Below are 16,258 nucleotides of genomic sequence, written 5' to 3' on the forward strand. Positions count from 1 at the left end.
TTTTTTCAAAATTAAGGATTCAATTCCTTAATTACAGGCTCAATATAAAAATCATACATCTTTTTGGTCATGTATGTAACCACGGGGTCGGTTTTTTCGGGAGAACCACCTTCAAATGGTGGGGCGGGATCATATTCCAAGTTCAACATTACAAAATCCGCATAATTACGGCCCATTGTATGGTCTACAAGGGCCAAACTCATGTCAATACCTGCGGAGACTCCTGCTGATGTCCAATACTTACCATCATTGGTATACCTTTTGTTGACAAATGTTGCTCCATAACCTTTTAATTTATTCTCGGCATCGTACCAGTTAGTGGTTGCTTTCTTACCTTTTAACAATCCTGCAGCACCTAGAATCCAAGCTCCGGTACAAACACTGGTAGTGTATTTGCTGTTTTGGTCAATTTGCCTTATCCAATTCAATAATTTCTGGTCTTTGGTTGCCCTATACGTATCTGCCGTGCCACCGGGAACAACTAGAATGTCCAAGTGCTTTACTTCGGCAATCGTTGTGTCAACCTGTGTTTTGAGGCCATTGTTACTTTGTATCAGTCCTTTTTCCTTTGCGATAAAAAAAGTCTTTGCCGGGTACATACTGCTGAAAACAGAATGCGGGCCCATGGCATCCAAACTAAAATAGCCATCATAGAGAAGGATTCCTATTGTGAAAATTGTGTCCCGTGGCGCTTCATAAGTAAGCGCCATAAGCTCATCATGGGTCATGTTTTCCAATTCTTTAATCGTGTATTTACTGCCGTCCGGTTTTACGTTTCTTTTTTCTGGGATAGTTTCTTTGGTATCATCCATTTGTGTTTTTGTATTACGGTTTTCCCCTGATGTTTCAGATTGGCATGAGAACAATACGCATGTGATAATGAGTAATATTGATAGATATTTCATTTTTCAAATTTTAATTTTTTAGTAAAAATCCTTTGGAAAGCTTGTACCAACAAAAGCAAGCCCTAAGGATGTTCCAAGATATTATGACCCGATTATAGAGCCTATGGTATTTTGTCCTAAGAGTTAGGTTTTGAAAGAAAATTTACGCAACGTATTTGGTGGCCTAAAGTTGGAATCGCTATACAAAAAATCGTAGTCGTTTTTGTAGTTCGTGGCTAAGTATGGAGTAGTATAAATATATAAAGTAAACGCTACCTTGGGGATATTGACAAAACCGATAGGATATTCTTCTATGGTGATTTTGGGCACGTTTGGCTTTTTTCCTTCCTTTTGTTCACTTAGTCTTTGCATCAAGTAACACTTACCGTTACAGTTAAGTTTTACTTTCTCTTTGTTTATACATAAAAATTCTGCTATATAATCCTGGTTCACAACATATTCAAGCATAGGAAGTACGGGGCGGAGCATGGCCAGCACATACAAGAAAACAAAAAATAAGGCACCAAAAGATTTCAAAACAATATTGTTTTTTACAAAGGTACTATCCAAATTTGAGCTCCGGACAGTTGTTATCTTAAAATAGACGAATTTTGCACAAATATTCTTTCTGTTGAACAGTTCCAAAAAAAAGTGGTTTTATCTTATTGTACTCTCTGTCATTTGGGGCACATCATATATATTGATCAAAAAAGGATTGAAGGGATTCACCCCTTATCAATTAGGCTCGGTTCGTATTGTACTAGCGGGTTTTTTTCTTTTTTTAATAGGTTTCAAATCCTTGAAAACCATTTCAAGACAAGAATGGAAATGGGTAGCCCTATCGGGATTTGTAGGCAGTTTTTTGCCCATGTATCTTTTTGCTTTTGCCGAAACGGAAATAGATAGTAGTGTAACCTCGGTATTGAATTCGCTGGTTCCTCTTTTTACTTTGTTCGTGGGCTTGATTTTTTTCAGGATAAAATTTACGAGAAATCAATTGTTAGGCGTAGTTGTGGGACTTTTTGGGGCAATTTTACTTATTGTATTGGGCAAAGAGCTAAACCCGGATCAAAATTATTGGTATACGTTATGTATTGTGGCCGCTACCATTGGCTATGCTTGCAATGCCAACATAATCAAGAGCAAACTGCAACAGGTAAGCCCCATGGGTATTGCCGTAGGTAATTTTGCATGTATAATCGTGCCAGCTTTGATGTTTCTTCCCTTTTCAGGTTTTTTTAAAGCAGATGTGGTCTCTGGTGAGTTTTTCTGGAGCTCATTGGGGTACATCGTGATATTATGTGTATTGGGCACATGTATAGCCAAGGTCATGTTCAACAAGCTGATTCAAATTTCATCAGCTGTTTTCTCTGTATCGGTGACTTATCTTATCCCTATTGTCGGTATTTTTTGGGGGGTGTTGGACAATGAAACGTTTACATTTGAACAAGCATTGGCATCCTTGTTGATTTTGTTCGGGGTTTATCTGGTGAATAAAAAGAAAAAATCCGCCTAGATTGTTCTAAACGGATTTCTTTACATGGATTAATAGTATTTTATTCGAAATCTGAGTCGGATACCCCTTGGTTTACCTTGATTTCCTTTACTACGAAATCAAATTTTTGTGGGCCCGCTGTTTGGGATATCATGAAAGGGAACATAATGCCCGATACTTCTTTGTAATCGCCATACCCAATGGTGCTTGACATTTGTTGCCCTTGTACTTCTTGGGTTTGTACATCTTGCAGTTTTAGGCCTGTTTCTACATCATAAAAGGAAACCTTGCTGTCCGACACTTTTATTTTATAGGCTTTTTTTCCGTCTACGGGCTCAATGCCCTCCAGGGTTACTCCGCCGTTGAGGTAATTCAGTTCTGGAAAGGGAGAGGATTCTTCTTTCACTTTCATGATTTCCTCTTCCGATAGGTCTTTGCGTTGCCCTTGGGCGACCATATAGCCTTTGTCCCCGTCAAGAACTTGTTTTTGCATAGAGTTGCCACCAACTTTGATGTTCTGCATAAACTGGTCTTTGGATGTTTTTTTCATATCCAGTTCCAGTTTCATCCCTTGAATTTCAGCTTCGGCCAACAATAAATAGGATTCAACGGCTTCTAATTTTTCTTTGCCTCCAACAGCTTCTAAATACTTTTCCAGCACACTGTTTACGGTAACACCTTCTGGTATAGCTGCATCATAATTGGGTTTTTCGGTAGCTTTACCTTGCTTATCATAGTATTTTATAGGAATCTTTTTGCCGTTGAATTCCACTTTTTCCAGGTTTTCCAATACATCACTTCCTTTTCCGGTTACTACGACACGTGCATTTTTAGAACTGAAATATTTTTGTGCCGCATTTTGAACATCTTCAACGGTTATTGCGTTAATGCGTTCCAGATAATTTTTATAGAAATCGTCTGGGAGGTTCTCAGTCTCGATATTCAGCGCATAACGGGCTATGGTCTCTGGCTTTTCGAGCGCAAGTACAAAACGGCCAACGTATTTCGCCTTGGTGTTCTCCAGTTCTTTGGCAGAAACTGGCTCGGTAATTATTTTATCTACCTCTTTCAGCATTTCCACCACCGAACTATCGGTCACTGCATTCCTAACCTGAGCGGTCGCCCTAAAGGTTGAGGGGGCATATTTGCTATCCCCTAACCTGGAGTAAGACCCATAGGTATAGCCCTTGTCCTCTCTCAAGTTTAGGAACAAACGGCCCTCACCGCCACCGCCCAAGATTTGATTGGCCACCAAAGCTGAAAGATAATCCGGGTCGTTCATTTTAAGATTTACCAAATTCTGAACGGCAATCTCTGACTGTACCGCATTGGGTACATCAACAAAGTTTATTTGTGTGTACTGAGCATCAGTTGGTTTAGAAAAACTAAAGGATGGCGGTACCGCTTTGGTCCATGATGTAAAGTGTTCCTTTACCAATTTTTGTACGTCCTTAAAATTAACATCCCCTATTACTATCATATATGCATTGGCAGGCACAAAATAGTCGGAGTAGAACTTTTCAACATCGGCCAAGGTTACGTTGTTTACCGTTTCTTCGGTAGTGAACTCACCGTAGGGATGATTTTTTCCGTAAGCCAGCGCATTTTGCACTTTTCTTGCAATGGCGGAAACATCTTTTTCCTGTGTTTTTAAACCGGTTATCAGTTTTTGTTTTTCTTTCTCGAATTCTTCCTGGGTAAAATTCGGATTGATGGCCGCGTCTGCCATAAGCTCCAATATTCTTGGAAAATATTTTGAAAGTGAACTGGCAAAGGCACTTTGTGAGCCAAAATTTATGCTGGCGCCCAAGAAGTCGACCTCTTCGTTGAACTCGTCTTTGGGGATTGATTTGGAACCGTTGCCCAGCAAGCTTGCGGTCAAACTGGAAACCCCTGCTTTGTCCCCTTCCAGAACGGGCGGATTATCAATTCTTAATTGTATGGAAACCCTTGGTAATTTACGGTTTTCCACTACCAATACTTTAAGCCCGTTCTTGAGTTCAAAGCGTTCCGCATCTTTTAGGTTAATCTCAGGTGATGGCCCCGGTTTGGGCATAATGCTCCTGTCGACCTGTGCTTGTAGGGTAATTGCCATAAAGGCGAATACCGCTGCTAGATATATTTTTTTCATAAGTCTGAATTTATTTCAGTATCGATTTTAGTTTTCGGTTTTGTCTTTTGGCAAATAGTCTATAATCACTCTTTGGTTGGATTTTAGGTGCCTGTTCGCAACCTCTTTTATTTCTTCCCTGGTTACGGACCTGTAAATTTCAATCTCCTTGTTGATAAGCTCCGTATCGCCATAAAGCACGTGATACCTTGCCAATGAATTGGCAATACCGGATACGCTTGAGTTGGAGTTCACAAACTGGTTCTCAAATTTGTTCTGGAGTTTTTGATAGTCGTTTTCGGAAATCAGTTCGTTTCTTACCTTTGCTATTTCTTCTTCCATTTCTGAAATCAAGGTGTCCAATGATGTTTCGCCAACAGGTAGGGCAAAGACTAGATACATACTGTAATCTTCTTGTGGGATATTAAAAGCACCTACTTGTAAAGCCTGTTTTTGATCGTCTACCATTTTCTTGTATAGCTTGGAACTTTTCCCATCGCTTAAATACGTTGAGATCATATCCAACACATATGCATCACGTTCTTTAAAACCGGGCGTTCTGTAGGCAATGCCCACCGCCGGTATCTGTATATTGGCATCGTAGGCCTTTACCCTTTTTTCTTCGGTTATCGGGTCTTCTTTGGGGTAGTTGCGTACAACGTCCTCACCTCTCGGGATAGGGCCGAAATAATCCTCGATTATTTTTTTGGTCTCGGCGATATCTATATCTCCCGCTACGACCAGAGCGGCATTATTGGGCACATAGTATTTTTTGTTATATGCTATAACATCTTCCAAGGTAGCAGCATCCAAGTCTTCCATATATCCAATATTGGGGTCTTTGTATGGATGTTTCTCAAATAGGTTTTCGCCAAGAACGGGTAATAACTGCCCGTAAGGAGAATTGTCGTAACGTAATCTCTTTTCTTCCTTTACCACTTCTTGTTGGGTGTCAATACCCTTTTGGTCAATAACTGGATGTAGCATCCGCTCGGATTCCATCCAAAGGCCTAATTGTAGATTATTGGATGGAAACACCTCATAATAATACGTTCTGTCCTGTGAAGTGTTGGCATTGTTCTGCCCACCATGGGAAGATACGATTTCGAACCATTTTCCACGCTCTATGTTTTTGGTACCCTCGAACAGCAAGTGTTCAAAAAAATGAGCAAAGCCTGTACGGCCTTCGGTACGGTCTTTTCCGCCTACATGGTACATTACGGACGTGGTCACCACAGGTGCCGTATTGTCTTGATGAAGAATCACATGCAACCCGTTGTCCAGGTCGTATTCTTCGTAAGTGACTTCCTGGGCTTTTACGGCTACCATGGCAGAAAGCAAAAAGGTAGCCAAGAATAGTTTTCTTTTCATTTTAATCAGTGTTTTGTTTAAACCAATTTGATCAATAAGTGTACAATATACTCGATTTGTTACACGTAACTAAGTTTTTTTCTATCCGATGCCTAGCCTTCCAAGGGTTTAACAACTTTTTATCATAAATCTTCTCTATATTTATTATATTAAGGGAAAAACAAAAGCCTAGAACATGAAAAATTTTACACTTCCCATTCGTTTTGGAATTGCTGCCAGCGGTTCGCTGATAGCTTATTTTTTGATACTTTCCCTTTTTGATTTGCATACCAATGTATTTTATAGTTTGTTTAATGGCGTAATTACAGGTTTTGCCATTTATGAAGCTATAAAATACAGGAGAATTAGGGAAGGTATGAACTTTAACTATGCGAAAGGATTTTCTACAGGCGTGGTAACTGGTTTTGTCGCCACACTTTTGTTCACGGTTTTCTTCGCCTTTTACTCCACTGAAGTGAATACCGATTTTTTAGCACAACTTTCCCAGGCTTGGTTCAAAAATTTTCATTTTGAAGGTATCGTTTTCTTTACTGTTGCCATCATGGGGTTTGCGACAACGCTAGTATTGACACTGTCTTTTATGCAATTGTTCAAGGCGAGTAATAATCTCAGTAAAAAATCGGTCTAAAAACTCTAAAAATCACTTGTGGATTAACGAATTACCCCTATATTTGCATCCGCTTATTGAAAAAGTAAGCGTTAATTTTAAATAAATATACACGCTATGTATGCAATTGTAGAGATGGCAGGGCAGCAATTCAAAGTTGCGAAAGACCAAAAAGTGTATGTTCACCGTTTACAGACAGAAGAAGGGAAAAAGGTGACTTTTGACAATGTACTTCTTTTGGATGACGGCAAGAACGTGACTATTGGCGCCCCAGCTATAAGCGGTGCGGCTGTTGAGGCTAAAGTCGTTAAACACCTTAGAGGTGACAAAGTAATCGTTTTTAAGAAAAAAAGGCGTAAAGGCTACCGCAAGAAAAACGGTCATCGCCAATCTTTGACAGAAATCGTTATTGAAAATATTGTTGCCAAGGGAGCCAAAAAAGCAGCTCCGGCAAAAGAAGAGAAGCCAAAAGAGGCTCCAAAAGCAAAAGCTGAAAAGGCACCGGTAAAAAAAGCGGCACCCAAAAAGAAAGCAGCCCCCAAAACCGCTAAGGCAGATGATTTAAAAAAGATTGAGGGTATCGGTCCGAAAATAGCTGAAACTTTAACAGCAGCAGGAATCTCAACTTTTGCAGAATTGGCGAAGGCCAAATCAGAAAAAATTTCCGAAATCATTGCGGACGTTCGTGGAAACCACGTGACCGATACTTGGCCGGCTCAAGCTAAATTGGCGGCTGAAGGTAAGTGGGACGAGCTAAAAAAATGGCAGGACGAACTAGACGGCGGCAAAGCATAATTGTTAAATCATATAGTCCCTATGGTATGTCCTTGGGATTCAACTAAATAGTAATATCATGGCACATAAAAAAGGTGTAGGTAGTTCTAAGAACGGTAGAGAATCAGAATCGAAACGGTTAGGCGTCAAAATATTCGGTGGTCAAGCTGCTATTGCTGGTAATATTATCGTTAGGCAAAGAGGAACAAAACATAACCCAGGTGAAAACGTATACGCTGGCAAAGACCATACTTTACATGCTAGAGTAGATGGTTTGGTAAAGTTTGAAAAGAAAGCGGGAGGTAAATCCTATGTATCTATTGAGCCTTTTGAGGCATAAAAAACTTTATTCTTCAAAAAATTCAAAACCCTCACCAACAGTGAGGGTTTTTTGTTACCCGATTGTTAAGTTAATTTAAAGAACCTCAAAAATACAGGTAAAATTCATTTAAACTTAAAATTTTGTAAACCTGCCTTTGGCCCTTAATGCAATTTCTTTGTGGCTTAACTCAACCACACTGGAAAAATGAAAAATATATTGCGCATTACATTCATCTTTTTACCTTTTATCTTGTTCGCCCAAACAGGAAATGTACAGGGAACCATATCCGATGAAAACGGGATTTATCTGCCTGGAGCCAACGTTATGATTACTTCTTTATCAAAGGGGGCTATCTCCGATTTTGACGGCAGATTTACTTTGATCGATATTCCTGAAGGCATGTATACTTTAAGTGTCTCGTATTTAGGATATGCAGACATTCAGCAAGAAGTTACCGTAAAAGCAAATGCAACCACTGAAATTTCTTTGTTTATTGAACCTAAAAGTATGCAGTTGCAAGGTGTTGAGGTTACGGCCTATGGTTTGAGTGGGCAATCCAAAGCCTTGAACACCCAAAAATCCAACCTCAATATCACGAATGTGGTGTCGACCGACCAAATCGGTAAATTTCCCGATGCCAATATTGGTGATGCGGTAAAACGAATTCCCGGTATTACCATGCAGGTAGATCAGGGCGAGGCGAGGAACATTATAGTACGTGGACTTTCGCCACAGTTGAATTCCGTTACGCTCAACGGTAGCCGTATCCCATCCGCCGAAGGCGATAACAGAAATATCCAGATGGATTTGATTCCGGCAGATATGATACAGACCATTGAGGTCAGCAAAGCTGTAACTCCCGATATGGATGCCGATGCTCTGGGGGGCTCCGTAAATTTGGTGACCCGGACATCGCCCCAGGGGTTTCGGCTATCGGCCACATTGGGTTCAGGTATTAATTTTATAACGGATAAACCTATTTTGAACGGGTCGTTACTATTAGGAAATAGAAGTAAAAACGATAAGTTCGGGTGGATGATTGCCGTTTCAGGAAACGATAACGATTTTGGATCCGATAATATTGAAGCGGAATGGACAGATGAATTTGAGTTTAACACAGGGGTGCAGGATGCCGATGGGGAAGATATTTTGGAAGAAATCGATGTTGACCCTTATGCCAATGTTTTTGAGCAAAGGGAATATTTGGTGCAACGTATCAGAAGAAGTTTTTCTGCCAATCTTGATTATAAGTTTGATGCCAACAATACTGTTTTTTTAAAAACCATGTACAACTGGCGTGACGATAGGGAGAACAGGTTTCGGTTGGAACACGAAATTTTGGACGGCGAGGATATCGGAACTGGTGATTTTACAATTTTAAATAGATTGCCGGTGCGTTTTCCGGTAGAGGTAAAACGCCAGACTAAAGGTGGCATAGATAATACTAGAAATAAAAATAGGCGTTTGGAAGATCAACGTATGCAGAACTACAGTTTAGGTGGTAATCACCTTTGGGGCAATTTAAAAGTAGATTGGATGGGTTCTTTTGCGAAGGCATCTGAGGAGCGATTGAACGAACGCTATGCCGAATTTGAATCAGAGTACATAATAAACAATGATGTTTTCAATACAAGATACCCAAGATTTTCGGCCGCCGACGTAGCTGACGAAAATCTACAAAGTTTTGAATACGGTGAAATTACCGAAGAGAACCAGTTTACCGAAGAAGAGGATATCAATGTTTTCGTGAATTTTGAAATTCCGGTCGATATTTTTGGCAAAGGTGACGGAAGCTTCAAATTTGGGGCAAGAGGGCGTTTTAAAACAAAGTTGAGGGACAATAACTTCCTTGAATTTGATTTAGAGGACGATTTTCCCACCCTTGTGGATGTTCCGGTGAAAGATTATTCAGATTCCGATTATTTGGCGGGCAGTCAATATCTCATAGGCGCTTTTGCGAGTGAGGAATGGTTGGGCAGGCTAAATTTGACCAATGGGACTCCGGTTTTGGATGAATTTTTACCGGGTAATTTTGAAGTTATCGAAGATGTGTATGCGGGGTATTTGATGTTCAATCAAAAAATAGCTGAAAAATTGAGTATTTTGGCCGGAATACGTATCGAAAACACCAACTTAAAATCCACGGGAAATAGCTTGACTTTTATTGAGGAAGATGAGGCCAATGGTATTGAAGAAAGCATTGAAGTTGAAGTGGTGAACGATGAAAACTCGTATACCAATATTCTACCTGGGGTACATTTTAAGTATGATGTTTCACCAAATACGGTTTTACGTTTGGCTTGGACAAATACTCTGGCAAGGCCCAATTATGTAGATTTGATTCCCAGAGCGGAAATTTTGAGCGAAGATGATGAGATTATTTTGGGAAATGCCGATTTGGAACCCACCACATCAATGAACTTTGATATTATGGCCGAACATTACTTTCAAAGTGTGGGCATAGTATCGGGCGGATTGTTCTATAAAGATATTGACAATTTTATCTATACCTTTCAAGGTGAAACTACCGATGATACTTTTGGCCCGGGAACTAGTGGTTTTGAAACTTTTCAACCATTGAATGGCGAGGGGGCCTCTATTTTTGGGGCTGAGATTGCATTTCAGCGCCAACTGGATTTCTTGCCCGGTTTTGCCCGTAATTTCAGCCTATACCTCAATTATACCTTTTTGACTTCTTCCGCTGATGGCATTCGTAACGAAGATGGTGATGAAAGGGAAGATTTGGATTTGCCCAATACAGCACCCAACATGTTCAATGGTTCTTTGGGGTATGCCGATAAAAGGTTCAGTGCCCGCTTATCGGTTAATTTTTCCGATAGCTATATCGATGAGATTGCGGGTAACGATTTTGACGATAGGTATTATGACACTCAATTGTTCGTTGATTTTAATGCGACCTATGCTATTAACAAAAACCTGAGTTTGTACGCCGATGTAAACAACATTACCAATCAGCCCTTGCGCTATTTTCAGGGCATACGTGACCGTACACAGCAGGTTGAATTTTATGGCCAACGCTTGACCTTTGGTTTAAAGTACGATTTATTCAAAAAATAGATAATTTCACTGCTGCTCAAAAACTGCCCTTGCAACGGTAGGGGTGGCTTTTGTCCTAAATTCAGATATATGAAGAAACTTTTGTTTTTAAGTGTAATATTCATTTTTGGTAGCTCATGCAATCAAAGTGAATTACCGGCAATAGCACCGGACATAATCACCGAATTTACCCTTAATGATACTGATGACCCTGCCATATGGGTACATCCTAACGACCCTTCAAAAAGTATTGTTTTTGGAACGGACAAAGAAACCAACGGAGCTATTTATGCTTTTGATCTGGATGGAAAAATAATAGCGGAAAAGACCATTGAAAATATTAAAAGGCCCAACAACGTTGATATAGAATATGGGTTTCAATTGAACGATTCGACCAAAACCGATATTTTGGTTTTTACCGAAAGGGAGCGGCAGCAAATACGCGTATTCTCGGTTCCCGATATGAAACCGTTGGATAATGGGGGATTTTCGGTCTTTGAGGATGAGGCCGTTCTGGAAAATAAATTGCCTATGGGCGTGGCATTGTACAAATCCCCAAGGGATGCGACAATTTATGCCATTGTGGGAAGAAAAACCGGACCTTCAAAGGGGTATTTGTACCAGTACAGGTTACAATCCGATAGTACAGGGGTACAAACGGATTTGGTTCGCAAATTTGGTTCTTTCAGTGGTAAAAAAGAAATTGAGGCCATCGCTGTAGATGATGAAAATGGCTATGTATATTACTCGGATGAAGGGGTCTGCATCAAAAAATATCATGCCGAGCCTTCTGCGGGAAATGAAGAAATAAGTTGTTTTGGCGGAGAATATTTTTTTGAGGATATCGAAGGTATCGCCATTGCGAACTATCCTAACGGAGAGGGTTATATAATCGTTTCCAACCAACAATTGGGCGAGTTCAATATCTTTTCACGAAAAGATAATGCCTTTATCAAGGCAGTAAATTTGTCCACATATGAAACCGATGGTTGCGAAGTGGTTACCGTGCCTTTGAACGATACTTTCCCCAATGGGCTCTTTGTTGCCATGAACGATGAAAAGAATTTTTATTTTTATGATTTGGGGAAGCTACAGCTTAAAAGCAACTAGTCAAACTTTTTACCGGCATCTATATTTTTCTGGGGCTCAGGATGCAACAATAAGATTGATAATATATCAAGTTTAGAATCTATTTCATCTCTGTTTTTTCTTCTAATATAAGTTGACCCTCCATAAGTCCCACCATGGTTTTCATAATTTGTTATTGTAAATTCATGCAGCTTTGCGTCAGCATCTCTTACTTTTGAGGGCTTATTGACTATTAAATCGCATAATTTTTTTGGAACTTCAGTAATAATGTTGTTTTCTAAATTAGTAATGCAATGTAAATGAGGAACAATTGCATCATTTTTTGTTCTTAATTTTAAAAAAATCAAATCGTTTGGGACGTGGTTTTTATTGTGGCGAATACTTTGTTTCAGATTTTTGTTTAAATCTTTCTTTAGATTTTCATGATATTTCAATCTAAAATCAAGCAGCATCAAATTTAGACTTTTGGGAATATATGTTTCTAACTCCAATCTCCATTCACAGAGTACGTAAAGATAATTGTTGATCAAGTAATTAACTCTACTCTTAAGCCTTTTTACCTCTTTAGATTTTAGATTGTCGGTTTCTTTGAAATATGAGATGTAGGCCGCCTTTTGCTTTTCTGATAATCTTAGATATTCTTTAAATTGTTTTTTGTCTAAAATTGAGCTCATAAATTCTCGTTTCAAATCCCATTTTTCAAATTCACTCAAATAGTCATTATTGATATCTTTTGACGGTTCATTTTCTTCATAATCGTAAATAAATTCTGCTTGTTTGCTTGTCAAATTCAATGAAGCGTTCATGTTTACTATTTGTTCAGTATGAATTTTTTTCAACCATTTTTGTTCTGATGCTTCAATCTTATAAAACTCGGCTAACTTTTCCTCGCTTAAAAACCCTGATAATTTTTTACTTGCCACATTTAAATATAATTCGTGTTTACTCAATTGGTTTTTACTACCAGGCACATACTTTCCCCATTTCGCAAACACAACTTCTCTGATATCATTTAGAATGTTTTGAAGAATATGTAATTTTTTTTCTGTAAGCTGTAAACTTTTATATTTTTCCTGTAGTCGTTTAAATTTTTGGGTTTCAAAATCTATTGTAGATTGTTTTTCTTGAGTGTTTTTTCTAACCTTTTTTAATTTAACACGTTGCTCTTTACTCAATATTTTTTGTACGGATTTATCACACTGTTTTCGCTCTTTTTTTTCATCATAATCGGGGTCAATACTGAATTGGTGTTTTTTTAATAATTCATAGGTTAGGTTGTCTATTTTTTTGATTTGAACGTCAGATAAATTTAAAATTTCCCCAAATTTATCGGTAAACGTAATCGTATTTTTAATTTTCGGGTGTGCCAAAACTTATGAAGGTGGTATATGGTTTAAAGTTACTGGTATTTTAGGACATGTAGAATTTTAGATTAAAGTAGTTTTTCAGCTATTTCTACCCAAGAGCTCACTCTTTCAAAACCTTTTGTGTTTACATTATGTGGAGAGGTAAATTGTAGGCTACGGCCATTAAACCTCTCTAAATTGTAACTTCGGTCATCTATAAGCACATCCCCTTTCAAAATATGCTTATGACCGCAAAGAATTCTGTGTTGCCATGGGATAAATGGGAAATGCTCATCTAACCATTTGCTTTTCTCCTCTAGGGAGTTGGGAAATTGCATAGCGGCAGAGGCGATATATACTTCGTGTTTTTCGGAAAGTCTTTTCAAAACTTCTTGGCTATGCGCTATGACTTTTAAATCTTTAAAGAAACCTTTTCTTGTAGCATGTTTTCGCACGCTATCTTGATGTGCTTTGGGCACCATTTGCCAAACTTCTGAACCCATACATGATTTAGGTGTAAGCCTACCGTTAAATTCATGATTGTAAATCTCTATGTGGGCCCCGTAGGTATCCGCAATAACCTCGTCCATATCAACAAATAAAACCATATTCAAAAATTAGATATTCAATGACGTAAAATTAGTATTACCACTGTTGATTCCGAAACCCTTGTGCTTTGGCAAATTGTATGGTGTTTGTTAGGTAATCCTCTAGATTATACTCCGGGACAGGGAGAATTTTTTCCAATAAGGTAGTATCCCATTCACAGGGTTTGGAAGTAAGATAAGGCGTTAAATGTACACCTATGGTATTGTAATAAAACTGTTCTAACTTAGACTCAAAACCTGTTGCTTGGTCAATGATATTTTGGGTAAGGCTAAAGTTCTCAAAGCTGACCGTATCCAATATTTTTTTGATGCCGTTGGTAATATGCGTGGTTTTTGGGTGAACAATGTTCAATTGTTCTACATGGGTGTCAAAAACGGTTGCGATGACCTTTGCGGCATAGTCCGTGGGTATGATATTGAGACCGCTATCGGTATGTGCCGTAATTCTAATACTTTCCCCTGAGGTATTGCGGTAAAAGAATTTAGCGAACAGGTAAAACACCATGTATTTGGAAATGAAAAAATTAGGGGCGTCCGTAATATTCCCGCCCAAAACACTGGGTCTTAAAATTTGAATGGGAACGCCTGCCGCTTTGCCCGCCTGCATCAAATATTTTTCAGAGGCATATTTTGAAGCTTCGTAATGGTTTCTATGCTCCTTCGGTTCTGTTTTTAAATAATCGTTTGGGATTAATCCACCTAAATTACCCGCCGAAAAAGCTGTGCTTATGTAAATAAATTTATCAATCTTACAGGAGTACGCCTCAAAAATTGATTTGGTGAAATCAAAGTTCTCCTTAAAGATTTCGGCTTTGGCCTCTGGAGCCGTAGACAGGTTCACAAAACCGGCAGAGTGTATAAAATGGGTAATTTTTTTGTTGGCCAAAAACGAATCGGGCCTCAAAATATCGGTTGCGGGAACAACCGTAATTTTGGATAGTATTGCTTTGGTATTGTTCTTTACGAACTGTGGCGCGAAATCGCTCCCCAACATCTTGACAATCCTACTTTCTGGAGTGCTTGATTTTTTTTCCCGTACAGGAAGGTAGACATGGTCGATAATATCCCATTTATCCTCAAAGAGGGAAAATAGAACCCTAGATCCCAGAGTACCGGTCGCACCTGTAAGTAGTATAGTCATTTAAAACGATTGGTTAAAGGCAAAACCCCTATCAAGCAAAATATCGATAAGGGTTTGGTTCAAAATTAGTATCTGTAATACTCTGGTTTGTAGGGGCCTTCGACCTTTACGCCGATGTATTCGGCCTGATCTTGTTTTAGCTCGGTAAGTTCAGCTCCCAAGCGGGCCAAGTGTAATTTGGCTACTTTTTCGTCCAAGTGTTTCGGAAGCATATATACCTTGTTTTCGTAATTGTCACTGTTTTTCCACAATTCAATCTGTGCCAAGGTTTGGTTTGTAAATGAATTGCTCATTACAAAACTTGGGTGACCGGTTGCACAACCAAGGTTTACCAATCGGCCTTCCGCTAAAATGATAATGTCTTTGCCGTCAACGGTATATTTATCTACCTGAGGCTTAATTTCATCCTTGGTGTTCCCATATTCCCCGTTCAGCCAAGCCATATCTATTTCATTGTCAAAATGGCCGATGTTACAAACAATGGCTTTATCCTTTAAGGCCCTGAAGTGTTCTCCTCTAATGATATCCTTATTACCGGTGGTCGTAATAACAATATCGGCCGTACCAACTACGTTTTCCAATTTTTTGACTTCAAAACCATCCATACAGGCCTGTAGTGCACAAATGGGGTCGATTTCGGTCACGGTAACTATTGAACCCGCACCTCTAAACGATGCTGCCGTTCCTTTTCCTACATCACCGTAACCTGCAACAACAACCTTTTTGCCGGCAAGCATGGTGTCTGTAGCCCTACGTATAGCATCTACGGCACTTTCTTTACAACCGTATTTATTATCAAACTTGGATTTGGTGACTGAGTCGTTAACGTTAATGGCAGGCATGGGTAGCGTACCGTTTTTAACGCGCTCGTACAATCTATGTACTCCTGTAGTGGTCTCTTCGGAAAGGCCTTTGATGCCGGAAGCCAACTCTGGATATTTGTCCAAAACCATATTGGTCAAATCACCACCATCGTCCAAAATAAGGTTCAAAGGTTTCCTGTCCTCGCCAAAAAAGAGAGTTTGTTCTATACACCAGTCAAATTCTTCCTCGTTCATCCCTTTCCAGGCATAAACCGGAATGCCCGCAGCAGCAATTGCAGCAGCGGCATGGTCTTGTGTAGAGAAAATATTACATGAGCTCCAAGTCACATCCGCACCCAGTGCAACCAAAGTTTCAATGAGAACAGCGGTCTGTATCGTCATATGTAGACAACCGGCGATGCGGGAACCCTTTAAAGGCTGTTCGTTTTTATACTCTTCGCGCAGTGCCATTAAACCGGGCATTTCGGCCTCGGCCAATTGAATTTCCTTTCTTCCCCAATCCGCCAAGGTAATATCCTTTACTTTATAGGGTACGTATGTCATTGTTTTTGTGCTCATGTGTTTTTTTATTTTTACTTTCGTTTCATAGCAAACCGCTATTTCTAGCGACTGCAAAGGTAACAATTAGTT

The 16,258-nt window shown here is 39.4% G+C and carries 14 protein-coding genes; 6 read left to right on the forward strand and 8 right to left on the reverse strand.

The features are described 5' to 3' along the window. Positions 1-11 precede the first annotated feature (11 nt). Both HYG79_RS09755 and HYG79_RS09760 read right to left on the reverse strand, forming a co-directional pair. On the reverse strand, positions 12-905 hold the full coding sequence (locus HYG79_RS09755) for a DJ-1/PfpI family protein (RefSeq protein ID WP_228027853.1): 894 nt from the start codon (positions 903-905) through the stop codon (positions 12-14). A 123-nt stretch (positions 906-1,028) separates the two neighbouring features. Further along, positions 1,029-1,529 carry a hypothetical protein gene (locus HYG79_RS09760; RefSeq protein ID WP_179241907.1) on the reverse strand — a complete coding sequence of 167 codons (501 nt, stop codon included), beginning with the start codon at positions 1,527-1,529 and terminating at the stop codon, positions 1,029-1,031. On the opposite strand from HYG79_RS09760, the gene HYG79_RS09765 reads away from it, so the two are divergent. Next, positions 1,516-2,400 (forward strand): DMT family transporter, encoded by an 885-nt coding sequence (locus HYG79_RS09765; RefSeq protein ID WP_179241908.1) that lies wholly within the window; start codon positions 1,516-1,518, stop codon positions 2,398-2,400. The two genes, HYG79_RS09760 and HYG79_RS09765, sit on opposite strands and share 14 nt — an antisense overlap. A gap of 40 nt (positions 2,401-2,440) precedes the next feature. Here the strand turns inward: HYG79_RS09765 and HYG79_RS09770 are convergent, their stop codons facing one another. Both HYG79_RS09770 and HYG79_RS09775 read right to left on the reverse strand, forming a co-directional pair. Then, positions 2,441-4,510: a M16 family metallopeptidase gene (locus HYG79_RS09770; RefSeq protein ID WP_179241909.1), complete on the reverse strand. Its 2,070-nt coding sequence runs from the start codon at positions 4,508-4,510 to the stop codon at positions 2,441-2,443. A gap of 27 nt (positions 4,511-4,537) precedes the next feature. After that, positions 4,538-5,860: a M16 family metallopeptidase gene (locus tag HYG79_RS09775; protein WP_179241910.1), complete on the reverse strand. Its 1,323-nt coding sequence runs from the start codon at positions 5,858-5,860 to the stop codon at positions 4,538-4,540. Positions 5,861-6,035: 175 nt separating this feature from the next. Here HYG79_RS09775 and HYG79_RS09780 point away from each other — a divergent pair, with 175 nt between their 5' ends. The 5 genes from HYG79_RS09780 to HYG79_RS09800 all read left to right on the forward strand — a co-directional run bounded on the left by HYG79_RS09780 (position 6,036) and on the right by HYG79_RS09800 (position 11,730). After that, positions 6,036-6,488, forward strand: a complete 453-nt coding sequence (locus HYG79_RS09780; RefSeq protein WP_179241911.1) for a DUF4199 domain-containing protein — start codon at positions 6,036-6,038, stop codon at positions 6,486-6,488. Between the two features lie 96 nt (positions 6,489-6,584). Continuing rightward, positions 6,585-7,262, forward strand: a complete 678-nt coding sequence (gene rplU / locus HYG79_RS09785) for a 50S ribosomal protein L21 (protein ID WP_179241912.1) — start codon at positions 6,585-6,587, stop codon at positions 7,260-7,262. Positions 7,263-7,320: 58 nt separating this feature from the next. Further along, positions 7,321-7,581, forward strand: a complete 261-nt coding sequence (gene rpmA, locus HYG79_RS09790; protein WP_099544685.1) for a 50S ribosomal protein L27 — start codon at positions 7,321-7,323, stop codon at positions 7,579-7,581. Between the two features lie 186 nt (positions 7,582-7,767). Then, a complete protein-coding gene (locus HYG79_RS09795) occupies positions 7,768-10,641 on the forward strand; it encodes a TonB-dependent receptor (RefSeq protein ID WP_179241913.1) in 2,874 nt (957 codons plus the stop codon). 69 nt (positions 10,642-10,710) lie between these two features. Beyond that, complete coding sequence (locus HYG79_RS09800; protein ID WP_179241914.1) at positions 10,711-11,730, forward strand: phytase; 1,020 nt, start codon at positions 10,711-10,713, stop codon at positions 11,728-11,730. Here HYG79_RS09800 and HYG79_RS09805 read toward each other — a convergent pair. The 4 genes from HYG79_RS09805 to ahcY all read right to left on the reverse strand — a co-directional run bounded on the left by HYG79_RS09805 (position 11,727) and on the right by ahcY (position 16,186). Then, entirely contained in the window at positions 11,727-13,079 is a 1,353-nt protein-coding gene (locus HYG79_RS09805) for a hypothetical protein (protein WP_179241915.1), read from the reverse strand. The two genes, HYG79_RS09800 and HYG79_RS09805, sit on opposite strands and share 4 nt — an antisense overlap. A gap of 62 nt (positions 13,080-13,141) precedes the next feature. Further along, entirely contained in the window at positions 13,142-13,663 is a 522-nt protein-coding gene (locus tag HYG79_RS09810; RefSeq protein WP_179241916.1) for a 5' nucleotidase, NT5C type, read from the reverse strand. A 37-nt stretch (positions 13,664-13,700) separates the two neighbouring features. Continuing rightward, positions 13,701-14,804, reverse strand: a complete 1,104-nt coding sequence (locus HYG79_RS09815) for an SDR family oxidoreductase (RefSeq protein ID WP_179241917.1) — start codon at positions 14,802-14,804, stop codon at positions 13,701-13,703. Positions 14,805-14,869: 65 nt separating this feature from the next. Beyond that, positions 14,870-16,186: an adenosylhomocysteinase gene (gene ahcY / locus HYG79_RS09820; protein ID WP_179241918.1), complete on the reverse strand. Its 1,317-nt coding sequence runs from the start codon at positions 16,184-16,186 to the stop codon at positions 14,870-14,872. Between the last annotated feature and the right edge of the window lie 72 nt (positions 16,187-16,258).

It is taken from the genome of Costertonia aggregata (assembly GCF_013402795.1).
GTDB lineage: Bacteria > Bacteroidota > Bacteroidia > Flavobacteriales > Flavobacteriaceae > Costertonia > Costertonia aggregata.